15 protein-coding genes are annotated in these 15,021 nt (G+C 71.3%); 3 read left to right on the top strand and 12 right to left on the bottom strand.

Annotation, left to right across the window (positions count from 1 at the left end; genetic code table 11):
• Positions 1 to 44: 44 nt before the first annotated feature.
• The 6 genes from fbaA to ACFWBF_RS29980 all read right to left on the bottom strand — a co-directional run bounded on the left by fbaA (position 45) and on the right by ACFWBF_RS29980 (position 5,919).
• Positions 45 to 1,067 (bottom strand): class II fructose-bisphosphate aldolase, encoded by a 1,023-nt coding sequence (gene fbaA / locus ACFWBF_RS30005; RefSeq protein ID WP_385607397.1) that lies wholly within the window; start codon positions 1,065 to 1,067, stop codon positions 45 to 47.
• 276 nt (positions 1,068 to 1,343) lie between these two features.
• A complete protein-coding gene (gene pyrE / locus ACFWBF_RS30000) occupies positions 1,344 to 1,883 on the bottom strand; it encodes an orotate phosphoribosyltransferase (protein WP_385607395.1) in 540 nt (179 codons plus the stop codon).
• Between the two features lie 21 nt (positions 1,884 to 1,904).
• Positions 1,905 to 2,693, bottom strand: a complete 789-nt coding sequence (locus ACFWBF_RS29995; protein ID WP_385607394.1) for an aldose 1-epimerase — start codon at positions 2,691 to 2,693, stop codon at positions 1,905 to 1,907.
• Positions 2,694 to 2,728: 35 nt separating this feature from the next.
• Entirely contained in the window at positions 2,729 to 3,583 is an 855-nt protein-coding gene (locus ACFWBF_RS29990) for a CoxG family protein (RefSeq protein ID WP_385607392.1), read from the bottom strand.
• 33 nt (positions 3,584 to 3,616) lie between these two features.
• Complete coding sequence (locus ACFWBF_RS29985; RefSeq protein ID WP_385607391.1) at positions 3,617 to 5,257, bottom strand: polyamine aminopropyltransferase; 1,641 nt, start codon at positions 5,255 to 5,257, stop codon at positions 3,617 to 3,619.
• 110 nt (positions 5,258 to 5,367) lie between these two features.
• On the bottom strand, positions 5,368 to 5,919 hold the full coding sequence (locus ACFWBF_RS29980) for a DUF2617 family protein (protein WP_385607389.1): 552 nt from the start codon (positions 5,917 to 5,919) through the stop codon (positions 5,368 to 5,370).
• A gap of 690 nt (positions 5,920 to 6,609) precedes the next feature.
• On the opposite strand from ACFWBF_RS29980, the gene ACFWBF_RS29975 reads away from it, so the two are divergent.
• On the top strand, positions 6,610 to 7,800 hold the full coding sequence (locus tag ACFWBF_RS29975; protein ID WP_385607388.1) for a pyridoxal phosphate-dependent aminotransferase: 1,191 nt from the start codon (positions 6,610 to 6,612) through the stop codon (positions 7,798 to 7,800).
• A gap of 75 nt (positions 7,801 to 7,875) precedes the next feature.
• Here ACFWBF_RS29975 and ACFWBF_RS29970 read toward each other — a convergent pair whose 3' ends face one another.
• From ACFWBF_RS29970 to ACFWBF_RS29960, 3 genes are all read right to left on the bottom strand, one after another.
• Positions 7,876 to 8,226 (bottom strand): hypothetical protein, encoded by a 351-nt coding sequence (locus tag ACFWBF_RS29970; RefSeq protein WP_385230294.1) that lies wholly within the window; start codon positions 8,224 to 8,226, stop codon positions 7,876 to 7,878.
• Positions 8,223 to 8,708 (bottom strand): prevent-host-death family protein, encoded by a 486-nt coding sequence (locus ACFWBF_RS29965; protein WP_385607387.1) that lies wholly within the window; start codon positions 8,706 to 8,708, stop codon positions 8,223 to 8,225. The genes ACFWBF_RS29970 and ACFWBF_RS29965 overlap by 4 nt, the downstream gene beginning before the upstream one ends.
• Before the next feature lie 203 nt (positions 8,709 to 8,911).
• Positions 8,912 to 9,322, bottom strand: a complete 411-nt coding sequence (locus ACFWBF_RS29960; RefSeq protein ID WP_385607401.1) for a DUF3224 domain-containing protein — start codon at positions 9,320 to 9,322, stop codon at positions 8,912 to 8,914.
• Between the two features lie 67 nt (positions 9,323 to 9,389).
• Here ACFWBF_RS29960 and ACFWBF_RS29955 point away from each other — a divergent pair, with 67 nt between their 5' ends.
• On the top strand, positions 9,390 to 10,544 hold the full coding sequence (locus ACFWBF_RS29955) for a hypothetical protein (protein ID WP_385607386.1): 1,155 nt from the start codon (positions 9,390 to 9,392) through the stop codon (positions 10,542 to 10,544).
• 10 nt (positions 10,545 to 10,554) lie between these two features.
• Here ACFWBF_RS29955 and ACFWBF_RS29950 read toward each other — a convergent pair whose 3' ends face one another.
• Both ACFWBF_RS29950 and clpB read right to left on the bottom strand, forming a co-directional pair.
• Positions 10,555 to 11,109 (bottom strand): YbjN domain-containing protein, encoded by a 555-nt coding sequence (locus ACFWBF_RS29950; protein WP_385607384.1) that lies wholly within the window; start codon positions 11,107 to 11,109, stop codon positions 10,555 to 10,557.
• Positions 11,110 to 11,243: 134 nt separating this feature from the next.
• Positions 11,244 to 13,829: an ATP-dependent chaperone ClpB gene (gene clpB / locus ACFWBF_RS29945; RefSeq protein ID WP_385607399.1), complete on the bottom strand. Its 2,586-nt coding sequence runs from the start codon at positions 13,827 to 13,829 to the stop codon at positions 11,244 to 11,246.
• 120 nt (positions 13,830 to 13,949) lie between these two features.
• Between clpB and ACFWBF_RS29940 the strand changes: the two genes are divergently transcribed.
• On the top strand, positions 13,950 to 14,363 hold the full coding sequence (locus ACFWBF_RS29940; protein ID WP_385607382.1) for a pyridoxamine 5'-phosphate oxidase family protein: 414 nt from the start codon (positions 13,950 to 13,952) through the stop codon (positions 14,361 to 14,363).
• Positions 14,364 to 14,516: 153 nt separating this feature from the next.
• Here ACFWBF_RS29940 and ACFWBF_RS29935 read toward each other — a convergent pair whose 3' ends face one another.
• Entirely contained in the window at positions 14,517 to 14,831 is a 315-nt protein-coding gene (locus tag ACFWBF_RS29935; protein WP_385230280.1) for a (2Fe-2S)-binding protein, read from the bottom strand.
• Positions 14,832 to 15,021 lie beyond the last annotated feature (190 nt).

Below are 15,021 nucleotides of genomic sequence, written 5' to 3'. Positions count from 1 at the left end.
CGCCGTCTCGCGACGGCGGGCCGGGCCCTTGGTTCGTACGGTGCCTACTTCAGCTTCGTACCGGTGGAGCGCAGGTTCGCGCACGCCTCGGTGACGCGCTTGGCCATGCCGGCCTCGGCCAGCTTGCCCCAGGTGCGCGGGTCGTAGGTGGACTTGGTGCCCACCTCGCCGTCGACCTTCAGGACACCGTCGTAGTTGCGGAACATGTGGTCCGCGACCGGGCGGGTGAAGGCGTACTGGGTGTCGGTGTCGAGGTTCATCTTCACGACGCCGTTCTCCAGCGCGGTGGCGATCTCCTCGGCCGTGGAGCCCGAGCCGCCGTGGAAGACGAAGTCGAACGGGGAGGGCTTGCCGTACTTCTCGCCGACACCGGCCTGGAGGTCCTTGAGGAGCTCGGGGCGCAGGACGACGTTGCCCGGCTTGTAGACGCCGTGCACGTTGCCGAAGGAGGCGGCCAGCAGGTAGCGGCCCTTCTCGCCCAGACCCAGGGCCTCGGCGGTGCGCAGCGCGTCATCGACGGTGGTGTACAGCTCGTCGTTGATCTCGTGGCTGACGCCGTCCTCCTCGCCACCGGTCGGGGTGATCTCGACCTCAAGGATGATCTTCGCGGCGGCGGCCTTGGCGAGCAGCTCCTGGCCGATGGCCAGGTTGTCGGCCAGGGTCTCGGCGGAGCCGTCCCACATGTGCGACTGGAAGAGCGGGTTCAGACCACGGGCCACGCGCTCGGCGGAGACCTCCAGGAGCGGGCGGACGTAACCGTCCAGCTTGTCCTTGGGGCAGTGGTCCGTGTGCAGCGCCACGGTGATGTCGTACTTGGCGGCGACGACGTGCGCGAACTCGGCCAGGGCGACCGCGCCCGTGACCATGTCCTTGTTGTACTGGCCACCCAGGAACTCCGCACCACCGGTGGAGATCTGGATGATGCCGTCGCTCTCGGCCTCCGCGAAGCCGCGCAGTGCAGCGTGCAGGGTCTGGGTCGAGGTCACGTTGATCGCCGGGTAGGCAAACTTGCCTGCCTTCGCCCGGTCGAGCATCTCGTTGTAGACCTCGGGGGTTGCGATGGGCATCTGTCCGCTCCTTGGATGTGCGGGGAGTGTGCTATTGCGGGCCCTGACCGGGGCGATGTCGCCGTCGCGCCTATCTTTCCAGACTCCGCGCGACACTCCACCCCGTCGGTCGCCCGGTATGCCCGAACCGGGCGGAGTGTTTCACGTGAAACACTCCGCCCCGCCGGAAAAGGGCAGGTCAGGACCTGGCGTGGGATTTCCGAGGACCTAAGTCACCAGTTGTCCCGGTCCCGGTCCCGGTCCCGGACCCGGTCCCAGCCCGAGCCGGGGTCGGGCTCAGGCGAGGCCGAGGTCCCCGAGCTCGTACCCGGTGAGGTAGGGCAGGCCCGCGGCGGCGATGGCGTCGGCGGCACCGCGGTCGACGATCGTCGCGACGGCGACGACCTCGCCGCCGGCCTCGCGGACCGCCTCGACGGCGGTCAGCGGGGAACCGCCGGTCGTGGAGGTGTCCTCGACGACCAGGCAGCGCTTGCCCTTGACGTCGGTGCCCTCGATGCGGCGCTGCATGCCGTGGGCCTTCTGCGCCTTGCGGACGACGAAGGCGTCCAGGCGCCCGCCGCGCGCGGCGGACGCGTGCAGCATCGAGGTGGCGACCGGGTCGGCGCCCAGGGTCAGGCCGCCGACGCAGTCGAAGTCCAGCTCGGCGGTGAGGTCGAGCATGACCTGGCCGACCATCGGGGCCGCCTCGCCGTCCAGGGTGACCCGGCGGAGGTCGATGTAGTAGTCGGCCTCCATGCCGGAGGAGAGGATCACCTTGCCGTGCACGACGGCCTTGTCCTTGATCTGCTGCAGAAGCGCATCGCGTACGTCAGTCATGGCCCCGAGCTTAATTGGGCCCTAGACGAGCCGCCGCCAGGTCCACGTCGTGGAAATCTCCAGCGGGTCCACGGGGGTGATCAGGCGCGGCAGGGTGTTCAGCCCGTTCGGCGGGCCGGACTGCGGTTCGACGCAGACGGCCTCGGACTCCTCGTCGTAGACGACCACCCATTCGCTGCGGCTGGTGACCTTGAGCTCCAGCGCACCCGGCCAGGTGAGGGTGACGTCGACTCCTTCGGGCATGCCGAAACAGTCGTCCCAGGGGCCCGGCTTGGGGTCGACGCGGTTGCCGGTGGGGAGGTGGTCGTCGCCGCGCTCCTCCTGCCAGCCGGCCTCGAAGTCGATGTGTACGTCCTCGCCGCCGAGACCGAGGTTGCGGTGGAACCAGGGGTGCCAGCCGGCCTGCGCCGGGAAGGAGTCCTCGTACGTCTCCACGCCCATGGTCAGGGTCAGCGCGTTCTCGCCGAGCTCGAAGATCTGGGTGACGGTGCCCCGGTACGGCCACGGGTCGCCGAGCTCGAAGGTGAAGGCCGCCTCGGTGGCGGTGGCGCGGGCGCGGCGCCAGGCGGCGTCGCGGCCGAAGCCGTGGAGGGCGTGCGGCGGGTGGTTGACCGGCAGCTGGTGCAGGGTGGCACCGTCCTGGAACTGCCCGTTCCTGGTGCGCCCGCACCACGGGACCATCGGGAAGGAGCCGTACTTCGGCCCCTGGCGCAGCAGCTCCGTCCCGTCGATCCGCAGACTGCTGATCCGGCAGCCGTTGTCCTGGTCGATGGTCAGCTCCGCGCCACCGGCGCTCAGTTGCGTGCTCATGCGACCGACCCTAGTGCTGGTCGGCGCCGAAACGGTCAGCGGCGGCGGCGCAGGGCCCGGCCCAAAACCACCGCCGAGGCCACGGCGAGGGCGGCCGCCGGGGCGAGCCAGCGCAGGTTCGCGCTCGCGGCCGCGGCGCCGGGGGCCGGTACCGGGGCGTAGCGGCCGCGCGGGGGCGCGTGGTCGACCTCCTCGGCGCTGCGGCCGATCATCGTGCGGCGCGCGTGGGCGGCCTCGGCCGGGGGGTGCGCGGAGCCGTCGAGGTCGTCGAGGTCGCCCGGATCCCCGAAGCCGCTCTCCAGGAAGGGGTCGAGGGACGGGGGCGGCACCTCGGTGTCGAACACGGACGCGGTGACTTCGGTGACCTCGTCGCCGTCGTCGCCGTCGTCGCCGTCCAGGGCCGCGGCCTCCGCTTCCTCGGCCTCGGCGACCACGTCCGTCACCGGCTCCGCCTGCGGGGCGGTGGCAACCGTCGCCAGCTGCGCGGCGGCCCGGTCGAGGAGCCGGCGTACGGCGGTGGCGGCGGCGTCCGGGGCGAAGCCGGCGGCGCGCCCGTCGGCGACCCCCTCGGCGGTGAGGTCCAGGCGGGTCCCGCCGTCGGCCGGTGTCAGGCGCAGCGCGAGGGAGAGTTTGACGGTGCCGCTGCCCCGGACCTCGGTGCCCTCACCCTCGAAGGTGAAGTGGTCGGGCTCCCGCTCTGTGACGGCCAGCGCGACCCGGTAGGTCACGGTGTGCCCGCCGACCCGCACCTTCAGCCGGCCCGACAGCGGCCCGGACTCGGTGTCGGCGTCCTGCTGGAGCCCTGGCACGCAGCGCGCCACCCGGGCGGGATCGCGCAGCACGGCGCGGAGGTCGGCTGCCGGTACCGGAACGAACACCTGATGCTCCATGCGGTCGAGCCTACCGAGACGACCGACTCCCGCCTACGTATAGCGCGGGTGCGGCAGCGTGGACGGCGGGAGGCCGGGCAGCCGGCCGCGCTCCGCGTCCCGCGCGGCGTCGTGCAGGGACTGCGTGGACAGCGAGCGCAGGCCCGGCGTGTCGCGGTCCACGCGCAGCTCCGGGACCCGCTCGCGGGCGGCCAGTACGAAGCCCCAGTCCTGCGGCGGCGCGTCGGCCGCGCCCTGGGTCCGGTCGGGTCCGGCGGCGAAGCCCGAGAGGCGGCCGCCCGCGCTGTAGGGGGCGGTGAGCAGGCCCGCCGCGCGCAGGGTGGCCTCGACGGTCCAGTACGTGCGCGGCCGGGTGCCGAGGGGGCCCGCGTGGACCGCGAGGCGGCCGCCGGGGCGCAGGGCCCGCGCGGCGAGCCCGTAGAACTCCTGCGAGTACAGCTTGGTGCTGGGGGTGATCCCGGGGTCGGGGAGGTCGGAGACGATGACGTCGAAGCGGTCCCGTGCGGCCGGGCCGCGCAGCCAGCGGAAGGCGTCCTGGGTGACGACGCCGAGGCGCGGGTCCTCGTACACCCGGCCGTTGAGCGCGGCGAGCATCGGATCGGTGCGGGCGAGCCGGACCACCCCGGGGTCGAGTTCGACGACGGTGACGGAGGCGACGTCGCGGTAGCGCAGCACCTCGCGGGCGGCGAGGCCGTCGCCGCCGCCGAGGACCAGGACGCGGGAGTGCGGGCCGGTCATCGCGGGGTGCACGAGGGCTTCGTGGTAGCGGTACTCGTCGTAGCCGCTGACCCGCAGGCGGCCGTCGAGGAAGAGGTCGAGGGAGCGCGGGGAACCGGTGGCGGGGCCGGTGAGGACGAGTTCCTGTACGCCGGTCTGGACGGCGACGCGGACCTCCCCGCCGTAGACGGCGCGGCGGGCGACCCGCTCGAAGTCGTCGGCGAGGACGGTGGCGGAGGCCAGGACGGCGAGCACGGTGATGTTCATGGTGATCAGCAGCCAGCGGGCGCGGCGGCTGAGGTCGCGGCGGAACAGCCACAGCACCAGGCCGCCGCCGACGACGACGTTGACGGTGCCGGTGAGCACCGCGCCGGTGAGCTGGCCGAGGACCGGCAGCAGCAGGAACGGGAAGGCGAGACCGCCGACGAGGGCGCCCACGTAGTCGGCGGCGAACAGGTCGGCGACGGCTCCGCCCGCGTCCTGTCTGCGGATGCGCTGGATCAGGACCATCAGCAGCGGGATCTCCGCGCCGATGAGCACGCCGATGGCGAAGGAGAACGCGACGAGCGCGGGCCGGGACTCCCCGAGCCAGGCGAAGCTGGCGTACAGCGCCATGGCCGAGAGCCCTCCGAGCAGCGCGAGTCCGGCCTCCACCGCGCCGAAGCCGAAGGCGGGCCGGTCGCGCAGGCGTTTGGCGAGCAGGGATCCGACGCCCATGGCGAAGACCATGACGGACAGCACGACGGACGCCTGGGTGACGGAGTCGCCGATCAGGTAGGAGCCGAGGGCGAGCAGTTCCAGCTCGTACACGAGGCCGCAGGCGGCGCAGACGAACACGGTGGCCAGGACGAGCAGCCGGCCGGTCCGGGGCCGTACGGGCAGGGCGGCCGGAACGGACGCCACGCCCCGCGGCTGCGGAGCCGGGAGCACCCCGCGCGGGGCGGAACGGTCGATCATGCAGCGAACCGTACGTCACCTCCCGCTCGCATCAAGTCACCCACATGGGTGCAACTGACGCATTGCATAGGCCAGTTGGAGCAACCGCATGGCAACGCCCGCACCGGCCGTCAGGACAGCAGGGCCCGGGACTCCAAGGACACGGCGGCCGGGGCCCCCGTCCGCACGCCGACCCGCGTACGGGTGGCCACCAGCTGGCCCTCCTGCGGGTACGCGTGCCAGGTCCGCCACCGCACCTGGCCCTCGTAGCGCTGCGCGAGCATGGCGGTGAAGGCGTGCGGACTGCCCGGGAAGGTCCCGGCCAGCCCGTTCGGGTGATCCGCGACCAGCGCGAGCAACTCCTGCGCCCGCCCGGCGAACGAGCCCTGCGAGAGGTTCTCGACGCGCGCGGCGAACTCGTACTCCCAGTCGCCGACCCGCTTGGCCACGCCGAGCGGCAGCGGTGTGCTGCTCCCGGGCATACAGGCGACCGTCTCCGAGCAGAGCACCTCACCCTCCTCCAGGAGTACCTGGTGGGAGGCTCCGAGCAGGCGCAACTCGACCTTTGCGCCCACTAGTTCGAGGTTCAGTACGGCCAGGGCGGGCAGCCGCTCCCGCCCGAGGGCCCAGGCCAGATCGGCGGCACGCGTGTCGGTGTAAGTGGTCTGGAGGGTCGTGAGCATGAGTCGGCTCCGCAAACGCGCGAGGGAGATGGGCCGGGGCCCGCCAGCGGTAGTCAACGGGTGGGGGGACACCGGCACGGGTCCACAGGAAGTCCAGGGAGGTCCGAGGACTGGTCTACTCAACCGAGGGAATCATGAAAGGCACGGCACTCACAGCGTTTTTACCCAACTTGAAGTGGTTTACATCCCCCCGGGGGCTACCCAGTTCACGTGTTCAACAAGTTCCACCTGCGCGGCGTAGTGCGAACAGCAGGACGCCCGACGGAAGTTAGCCCGTCGGGCGCCCTGACCTGCGCGGTGCCCGCTGCCCCGTGTCAGCTGGAACCGCACCCCCCGCCACCGCAGGAGGAGGACGACCCACCGCAGGACGAGGAGGAACCACAGGACGAAGAGGAACTGCAGGAGGACGACGACCCGCCGTCGCTCCCCGCCCACCAGCTGCCGCTGCCCGAGTCGGAGCCTCCGTGGCCACCGCCCCCGCCGCCGGCCTTGCGCACCAGGAACACGACGACGGCGATGAAGACCAGTCCACTCAGAATGACGAATCCGACCACGATCCTCGCCCCCCATCTCTCTCTTCCGCCTCGGTCCTCCCGAGGGGCGGGATCCCCGCGTCCCGCGTGAAGGGGGGATGCCCGTTGGCCACACCGGCCAAAGCACACTTGAGCAAGTCCAGAGGTTGCCCGCAGGATGGCGCCCATGAGCGCACCCGTGAGCAGCAACCGCCCCTTCCTGAACCGCCGGCTGGCGGCCTTCGGCACGACGATCTTCGCGGAGATGTCCGCGCTGGCGACGCGCACCGGGTCGATCAACCTCGGCCAGGGCTTCCCCGACACCGACGGCCCCGCGGAGATCGCCGAAGCGGCGGTGCGCGCGATCCGCGACGGCCGGGGCAACCAGTACCCGCCGGGCCCGGGCGTCCCGGAGCTGCGCGCGGCCGTCGCCGCCCACCAGCAGCGCTTCTACGGGCTCGCCTTCGACCCGGACACCGAGGTGCTGGTCACGGCGGGCGCGACGGAGGCCATCGCGGCGGCCCTGCTGGCCCTCCTCGAACCGGGTGACGAGGTCATCGCGCTGGAGCCGTACTACGACTCGTACGCGGCCTGCATCGCGATGGCCGGCGCGGTACGCGTCCCGCTCACCCTGCGCGCCCCGGACTTCCGCCTCGACGTGGACGCCCTGCGGGCCGCGGTCACCCCGCGCACCCGGCTGCTCCTGCTGAACACCCCGCACAATCCGACGGGCACGGTCCTGACCCCGCAGGAGCTCGCGGCCGTCGCCGAGCTGGCGGTGGAGCGCGACCTGCTGGTCATCACGGACGAGGTGTACGAGCACCTGGTGTTCGAGGGCTCCCACACCCCGCTGGCCGGGCTCCCGGGCATGCGCGAGCGTACGGTGACCATCTCCTCGGCCGGCAAGACGTTCTCGTTCACGGGCTGGAAGGTCGGCTGGGTGACCGCCTCCCCGGAGCTGATCACGGCGGTCCGCTCGGCGAAGCAGTTCCTGACGTACGTGTCCTCGGGGCCCTTCCAGTACGCCATCGCAGAGGCCCTGGCCCTGCCCGACTCCTACTACGAGGGCTTCCGCGCCGACCTGGCGGCGAAGCGCGACATCCTGGCGGACGGTCTCGCGGCGGTGGGCTTCGAGGTCTTCCGCCCCCAGGGCACGTACTTCATCACCACCGACATCACGCCCCTGGGCGAAAAGGACGGCCTCGCCTTCTGCCGCGCCCTCCCGGACCGCTGCGGCGTGGTCGCGATCCCCAACCAGGTCTTCTACGACGACAAGTCGGCGGGCGCCACCCAGGTCCGCTGGGCCTTCTGCAAGCGAACGGCTGTATTGCAGGAGGCGGTGGACCGCCTCGGCCGGCTGGCTCGCTGATCGCGGGCCGGTGGACATGCGGATACAGGGCCCGGCCCCGGCTCAGCCGGGCCCGTTCCGCACGGGAACGACGACCTACTCGGTGTCCTTGGGGTGCCGAGTAGACGCGTAGACCAGAACTACGGTCGATGTATCGGAGCTGACCAGGTAGCGCACTCGGCCGCCGCTCGTAACCTCGAACTCCCACTGTTCGAGGGCGGATCCCTTCCATTCCTTCGTGGCGAGTTTCCCACGGAGCTGATGCTGGCGATTCCAGTTGCCACGCGCCAGCGGGTCGGTGCGCAACGCCTCCAGGCATCGGTGGGCACTGGGCAGCGCCGCGCGGCACAGTTCCTCCCACCCCGTCACCGCCTCCGTGGTCCCGAAGACGACGTTCCATCCGCTCAGCGGTGGAACGCTGACACGATCGCCCTTCTTGGGGCTCACCCGCCCACCTCGACCGGACCCAGGTCATCCCCGTCGAGCGGACGCAGAGCTTCCTTGAGCTGCTCCGGATCGGCGTTGATGCGAGCCGTCGCCCTCCAGGACACAAGCGCCCGGTGAACAGATTCCCTGGCACCCAGCTCTGCTGCATCGGAAAGGGCTTCCAGAAGTTCTACGGTGAATGCGCGCAGCTCTTCGTCGTCCAGGTGCCGCACCCACGGGAAGACCTCCGGCAGCGCCAGCAGAAGCGACCGGGCTCCGTCGTCATGCTTCATGAGTGCCAGGAAGAGCCGAGAGGCCGTCGTGAGGTTCTCCTCCGTGCGCTCCGCGTGCATCGCAGTCGTCAGCACCATGTCGGGTGAATCTCGATGGGTGACGCGCAAAGCACCGAGGGCGGCAGCCCTGGCGGCTACGGCCTTGGGGTTTCTCGACAGGTCGGTGAACGAAACCGACTCGGGTTCGGCTCCCAGGTAAGCAAGGCTCATACTCAGACTGTACTCAGATTACAGTCTGAGTGCCAGCGATTCTTCGTTGCCCAGCCTCGGCCGGCTGGCTCGCTGAGCGCGGTCCGGTGGACATGTGGATACAGGGCCCGGCCCCGGCTCAGCCGGGCCCGTCCCGCGCGGGAACGACGGATGCCGGCGAGCCCAGCCACACCCCGGGCTTCCAGTGCTGTGACCGCAACGGTTCAGAGGTCGTAGTCGAACCAGATGTGGTGCGTGCCGTCCTCGTCGACGCGCAGGCCGCCGGCGCCCGTGATGCCCTTCAGGGCCGCGGTGCCGCTGCCCGGCACGATCGCGAAGTGCTCGGCGCCGCGGGCCGGGCCGCCGTCCGTGGCCGCCGAGTGGACGAAGTTGAAGGCGCCCTCGCGGCCGGCGAGGGCTCCCTCGAAGGACTCCATCGCGACGTAGCTGCCGACGCCCGCGTCCTGGTCGAAGGCGGCCGTGAAGAGCGTGGCCGAACGGCCCCTGAGGGTGTCGCCCTCGTAGTGTTTCTCCATCGTGGCGACGCCGACCGGAAGTCCCGTGTCCACCGCGGGTTCCGGGACGAGCGGTACTTGAGTGAAGGTGACGACCTTGAAGGTTCCGGACGATCTCATCATCCGATGAGCCTACTCACACACCTGCTCACACACCTGCTCACACACCTGCGGAAAGTCGGGAGACATGGCGACGACGGTGTCCCTACGGCCGCCGGTGCGGACGCGTGCGGCCACGCCGGCCGCGGTGCTCGCGCTCGGGGTGTTCGCCGCCGTCCGCGGGGCCGGGCTGCTGGTCCTGTGCGCCGCCTCCTGGTGGGCCGGGCGCAGTCCGCTGCGGGTGCTCGGCGGGTCCTGGGACTCGGTCTGGTACGTCTGGATCGCCGGGCACGGCTACGGCAGGACCCAGATGTGGCCCGCGGGTGGGTCCGTCCAGAGCGACCTGGCCTTCTTCCCCCTGTACCCCCTGCTGCTGCGGGCCGTCTCCCAGGTGCTGCCCGGCGGCCTGGCCGTCGCCGGGCTCGCCGTCGCCTGGGCGGCCGCCGCCCTGGCCGCCGTCGGGGTGTACCGGGTCGGGGAGCACCTGCTCGGGGCGCGGGCCGGGGTGCTGCTCGTGGGGCTGTGGGCGGCGCTGCCGCACGGCGTGGTGCTGACCCTCGCCTACACCGAGGCGCTGCTGAGCGCGTGCGCCGCCTGGGCCCTGTACGCGCTGCTGCGCGGCCGCTGGCTGTGGGCCGCCGCCCTGGCCGTGCTCGCCGGGCTGACCCGGCCGACCGGGCTCGCCGTCGCGGCCGCCGTGTCCGCGACGGCCCTCACCGCCGTCCTCGGCCGCCGCTCCCGCGCGCCCGAGGTGTGGGTGGCCGGGCTGCTGGCGCCGGCGGGCTGGGCGGCGTACCTGCTCGCGGTCGGGGTACGGCTGGGCGATCCGCTCGGCGGCTACTTCACGGTGCAGCGGCGGTGGGGCTCGCGCTTCGACTTCGGCGAGGACGCCCTGCGCTCCGCCGAGGTGGTGCTCACCGGCGGACACGTGCCGCTCGCCGCCGCCGTGACGGTGGGCGTCATGGCGCTGGCCGGGCTGCTCGCGGCGCTGCTGGTGCTGGACCGGACGCCGCTGCCGCTGCTCGCGTACACCGGGGTGCTGCTGCTGATCGCCTTCGGGGGGGCCGGTTTCTTCGAGTCGAAGCCGCGCTTCCTGCTGCCCGCGTTCCCGCTGCTCCTGCCGGTGGCCTCCGTCATGGCGAAAGCCCGGCCGCGCACCGCGGTCGTGGTGACCGGGGTGCTGGCCGGGCTCTCCTGCGGCTACGGGGTGTACCTGCTCCTCGTGGCCCGTGTGCCCTTGTGAGGCGGGCGGACTAGTTGGTCTCGTCGCCCGCGTCGTCGCCCTTGTCTTCGCCGTCGGAGGCGGAGTCGACGTCCTTCTCCAGGCCGAGCTGCTCCACGAGCCACTTGTCGAACTCGATGGAGGCGCGGACCCAGCTGACCGTGGAGGACACGAAGTGCTCCAGGCTGACGCCGGTGCCGATCAGCATCTGCGCCTCGCCGATCAGGCGGACGGAGCCGTCGTCGTGCGTGTGGCTGTAGACCTTCGGCCACAGGGTGCGGCGGTTCCAGTCGTCGATCGACTCGAGGAGCTGCGGCTTCTCGTCGATCTTGTGCGGACGGTCGTAGAAGGTCCGCACGGAGAAGACCTGCTGCTCGCCCTCGCCGCGGAACATGAAGTACGTGCGGAACTCCTCCCACGGCGCCGCGAGGTCACCCTCGTCGTCGACGACGTACTTGAGCTCCATCTGTTCCAGCAGCTGCTTGACCAGGTCCTGGTCGGGGACGACGGGGCCCGCCGGTCCTGTGGCCTGCGGATCGGGCTGCTGCCCTCCGAAGTTCGGAATCGAGGCCGGATCGATGCTCACCGTGTACTTCCCTTCGTGCGGATGGTGTCATCCTCCCCCATCGCTCCTACCCCGTGTCCACCCCCGCACGCGCTATCCGCTCCGGGCGGACAGGCGTAGGGGGCAGGTAAAGGCCCCGGGCGGCCGCCGGGGGCTCAGAGGGCCTTGCCGACCAGGAGGTCCCCGCCCGCCACGTCGACCCGTACGGTGTCGCCGTCCTTGACCTCGCCCGAGAGGATCTCCTTGGCCAGGCGGTCGCCGATCGCCGTCTGGATCAGGCGGCGCAGCGGGCGGGCGCCGTACGCCGGGTCGTTGCCCTTGTCCGCCAGCCAGGCCAGCGCCGCGGGGGTGACGTCGAGGATCAGGCGGCGGTCGGCCAGGCGCTTGGCCAGCCGGCCGATCTGGAGCTCGGCGATGTGCGCGAGTTCCTCGCCGCTCAGGGCGGAGAAGACCACGAGGTCGTCCAGGCGGTTGAGGAACTCCGGCTTGAAGCTCGCCCGCACCACGTCCAGGACCTGGGTCTTCTTCAGCTCCGCCGGGGTGGCCGGGTCCATCAGGAACTGGCTGCCCAGGTTGGAGGTCAGGATCAGGATGGTGTTGCGGAAGTCCACCGTCCGCCCCTGGCCGTCCGTGAGGCGGCCGTCGTCCAGGACCTGGAGCAGGATGTCGAAGACCTCGGGGTGGGCCTTCTCCACCTCGTCCAGGAGCACCACGCTGTACGGGCGCCGGCGCACGGCCTCCGTCAGCTGGCCGCCCTCCTCGTAGCCGACGTACCCGGGCGGGGCGCCGACGAGGCGGGCGACGCTATGCTTCTCGCCGTACTCCGACATGTCGATGCGGATCATGGCCCGCTCGTCGTCGAAGAGGAAGTCCGCGAGGGCCTTGGCCAGCTCCGTCTTGCCCACGCCCGTCGGGCCCAGGAAGAGGAACGAGCCGGTCGGCCGGTCCGGGTCCGCGATGCCCGCGCGGGTGCGGCGTACGGCGTCCGAGACGGCCCGTACGGCCTCGCCCTGGCCGATCAGGCGCCGGCCCAGCTCGGCCTCCATGCGCAGCAGCTTCTGGGTCTCGCCCTCCAGCAGGCGGCCGGCCGGGATGCCGGTCCACGCGCCCACCACGTCGGCGATGTCGTCGGGGCCGACCTCGTCCTTGACCATCGTGTCCTTGGAGACCTCGGCCTCGGCCTCGGTTGCCTCCGCCAGCTCGTGCTCCAGGGCCGGGATCTCCCCGTAGAGCAGCTTGGAGGCGGCGTCGAAGTCTCCGTCGCGCTGGGCGCGCTCGGCCTGCCCGCGCAGGTCGTCCAGGCGCTCCTTGAGCTCACCGACGCGGTTGAGGGACTGCTTCTCCTTCTCCCAGCGGGCGGTCAGGCCCCGCAGGTCCTCCTCCTTGTCGGCGAGGTCCTTGCGGATCTTCTCCAGGCGTTCCAGGGAGGCCGGGTCGGACTCGTTCTTCAGCGCCAGTTCCTCCATGCGCAGCCGGTCCACGGACCGCTGGAGCTCGTCGATCTCCAGGGGGGAGGAGTCGATCTCCATGCGCAGCCGGGACGCGGCCTCGTCGACGAGGTCGATGGCCTTGTCGGGGAGGAAGCGGGAGGTGATGTAGCGGTCGGACAGGGTCGCGGCCGCGACCAGCGCGCTGTCGTTGATGACGACCTTGTGGTGGGCCTCGTAGCGGCCCTTGAGGCCGCGCAGGATGGCGATGGTGTCCTCGACGGACGGCTCGGCGACCAGCACCTGCTGGAAGCGGCGCTCCAGCGCCGGGTCCTTCTCGATCCGCTCGCGGTACTCGTCCAGCGTGGTCGCGCCGACCATGCGCAGCTCGCCGCGGGCCAGCATGGGCTTGAGCATGTTGCCCGCGTCCATGGAGGAGTCCCCGCCGGCGCCCGCGCCGACGACCGTGTGGAGCTCGTCGATGAAGGTGATGATCTGGCCGTCGCTCGACTTGATCTCCGCGAGGACCGTCTTGAGGCGCTCCTCGAACTCGCCGCGGTACTTGGCGCCGGCGACCATCGCGCCGAGGTCCAGGGAGACGAGGCGCTTGTTCTTCAAGGACTCCGGGACGTCGCCCTTGACGATGCGCTGGGCCAGGCCCTCGACGACGGCCGTCTTGCCGACGCCGGGCTCGCCGATGAGCACCGGGTTGTTCTTCGTACGGCGGGACAGGACCTGGACGACCCGGCGGATCTCCTGGTCGCGGCCGATGACCGGGTCGAGCTTGCCCTCGCGGGCGGCGGCCGTGAAGTCGGTGCCGAACTTCTCCAGGGCCTTGTACTGGCCCTCGGGATCGGGGGTCGTCACCCGCCGTCCTCCTCGTGCGTTCTCGAAGGCGGCCAGCAGCTTCTTCGCGCTCGCGCCCTGTTCGGTCAGGACCTCGCCCGCCGCGCCGCCCTTGGCGGCGATGGCGATGAGGAGGTGTTCGGTGGAGAGGTACTCGTCGCCGAGCCTGCCGGCCTGCGTGTCGGCCTCGGCGAGTACGGCGAGCAGGTCGCGGGTGGGCTGCGGGGGCGCGACCGTGGAGCCGGTGACGCTGGGCAGGGCGGCGAGCAGCCGCTCCGCTCCGTTGCGCACGGCGGCCAGGTCGGCCTCGGTGGCGGCGAGGAGGTCGGTGACGTTCTCGTTGTCCTCGCCGGCGAGCAGGGCCACGAGCAGGTGCGCGGGGGTCAGGTCCGCGTGGCCGTCCTTGACGGCCCTGCTGGTGGCCGCGTTCAGCGCGTCCCTGCTCTTGTTGGTCAGCTCGGCGTCCACGTGCGACTTCTCCTCTCCGTACGGTTCGTCAGGCGTGTGCATCCGCCATGGATCTGACATGGACAACGTGCACAAAGTTGAGTCTATTCCACTCAAGGGCGGCGACGTACCCTTCGGCGCATGTCCCATGACGTACTCAACCCGACGTCCGAGTACCTCGCCTTCTGGCGGGAGCGGCACGTCTGCACCCTGACCACCCCGCGCCCCGACGGCACGCCGCACGTGGTGCCGGTGGGCGTGACGTACGACCCGCAGGCCGGGCTCGCGCGGGTGATCAGCAACAAGCACAGCAAGAAGGTCCGCAACATCCTGGCGGCGCAGGGCGGGCCGCAGGGCGGCGCGCGGGTCGCCGTGTGCCAGATGGAGGGACGCCGCTGGGCCACCCTGGAGGGGCGCGCGGCGATCCGTACGGACGAGGCCGCGGTCGCCGAGGCGGTACGCCGCTACGCGGAGCGGTACGGCCGCACGCCCTCGCCCAACCCGGACCGGGTGGTCATGGAGATCGCGCTGGACCGGGCCATGGGGCGGGCGTAGGCGCCTGCGCCCCTCACCGGCACTTCTCCCCGCATATTGTCCGGTTCAACTACTGGACGCGGACATCACAACGGCGCCATCGTGGTCAGGTCCACGATGGCGCCGTTGTGTGGGGGTAGCACCTGAGCGATCTGCAACGACGGGGGAATCGCGTCAGGCACTGCGGGGGGTGGCGGTGGTGATGTCGGGTTCGAAGAGCTGGTGGTCGCGCTGATCCAGATTGACGAAGACCATGCCGTACCTGACCTCGCAGCGGACGGGCTGCGGCGCGCCTCGGGGGCGGCGCAGGCACCGGTAGGCACGGACGTCTTCGTCCTCCTCGCGAACCACGACGATCGGCTGGCCGAACAGGGTGACCATCAACGAATCGCCGACGTGGGGGATGGCGGTGGCCAGGTCGATGAACTGCCAGCCGGAGCGGTATGCCGAGGCCATTTCACGGCGAAAGCCGCGGTCGTCGGGGGTCATCAGTCCCAGCCAAGGTCGTTGGTGGACGTACTGGGCACCACGTCCCAGCCGAGATCCGGCTCTCCTGTCGCCACGGCGGGCGCGTCGTTACCCCCCACGTCCCCGCCCACGGCACTGACTGCCCCAAAGACCGCAACGGCGGAGAACGCAATGGCAAGTACCGAGCGAAGCATTCTCTTGTACATGGTCG

It is taken from the genome of Streptomyces sp. NPDC060028 (assembly GCF_042736725.1).
Taxonomy (GTDB): domain Bacteria; phylum Actinomycetota; class Actinomycetes; order Streptomycetales; family Streptomycetaceae; genus Streptomyces.
This window is presented reverse-complemented; position numbering and strand designations above follow the sequence as displayed.

Bases quoted from the DNA above. Each gene is read 5' to 3' on its own strand.
- ACFWBF_RS29940 (WP_385607382.1), top strand. From the start codon at position 13,950: ATGTCCCATGACGTACTCAACCCGACGTCCGAGTACCTCGCCTTCTGG.
- fbaA (WP_385607397.1), bottom strand. From the start codon at position 1,067: ATGCCCATCGCAACCCCCGAGGTCTACAACGAGATGCTCGACCGGGCG.
- ACFWBF_RS29980 (WP_385607389.1), bottom strand. From the start codon at position 5,919: ATGCTCACGACCCTCCAGACCACTTACACCGACACGCGTGCCGCCGAT.
- pyrE (WP_385607395.1), bottom strand. From the start codon at position 1,883: ATGACTGACGTACGCGATGCGCTTCTGCAGCAGATCAAGGACAAGGCC.
- ACFWBF_RS29955 (WP_385607386.1), top strand. From the start codon at position 9,390: ATGGCGACGACGGTGTCCCTACGGCCGCCGGTGCGGACGCGTGCGGCC.
- ACFWBF_RS29990 (WP_385607392.1), bottom strand. From the start codon at position 3,583: ATGGAGCATCAGGTGTTCGTTCCGGTACCGGCAGCCGACCTCCGCGCC.
- ACFWBF_RS29995 (WP_385607394.1), bottom strand. From the start codon at position 2,693: ATGAGCACGCAACTGAGCGCCGGTGGCGCGGAGCTGACCATCGACCAG.
- ACFWBF_RS29960 (WP_385607401.1), bottom strand. From the start codon at position 9,322: ATGAGATCGTCCGGAACCTTCAAGGTCGTCACCTTCACTCAAGTACCG.
- ACFWBF_RS29975 (WP_385607388.1), top strand. From the start codon at position 6,610: ATGGCGCCCATGAGCGCACCCGTGAGCAGCAACCGCCCCTTCCTGAAC.
- ACFWBF_RS29985 (WP_385607391.1), bottom strand. From the start codon at position 5,257: ATGATCGACCGTTCCGCCCCGCGCGGGGTGCTCCCGGCTCCGCAGCCG.
- ACFWBF_RS29965 (WP_385607387.1), bottom strand. From the start codon at position 8,708: ATGAGCCTTGCTTACCTGGGAGCCGAACCCGAGTCGGTTTCGTTCACC.
- ACFWBF_RS29935 (WP_385230280.1), bottom strand. From the start codon at position 14,831: ATGACCCCCGACGACCGCGGCTTTCGCCGTGAAATGGCCTCGGCATAC.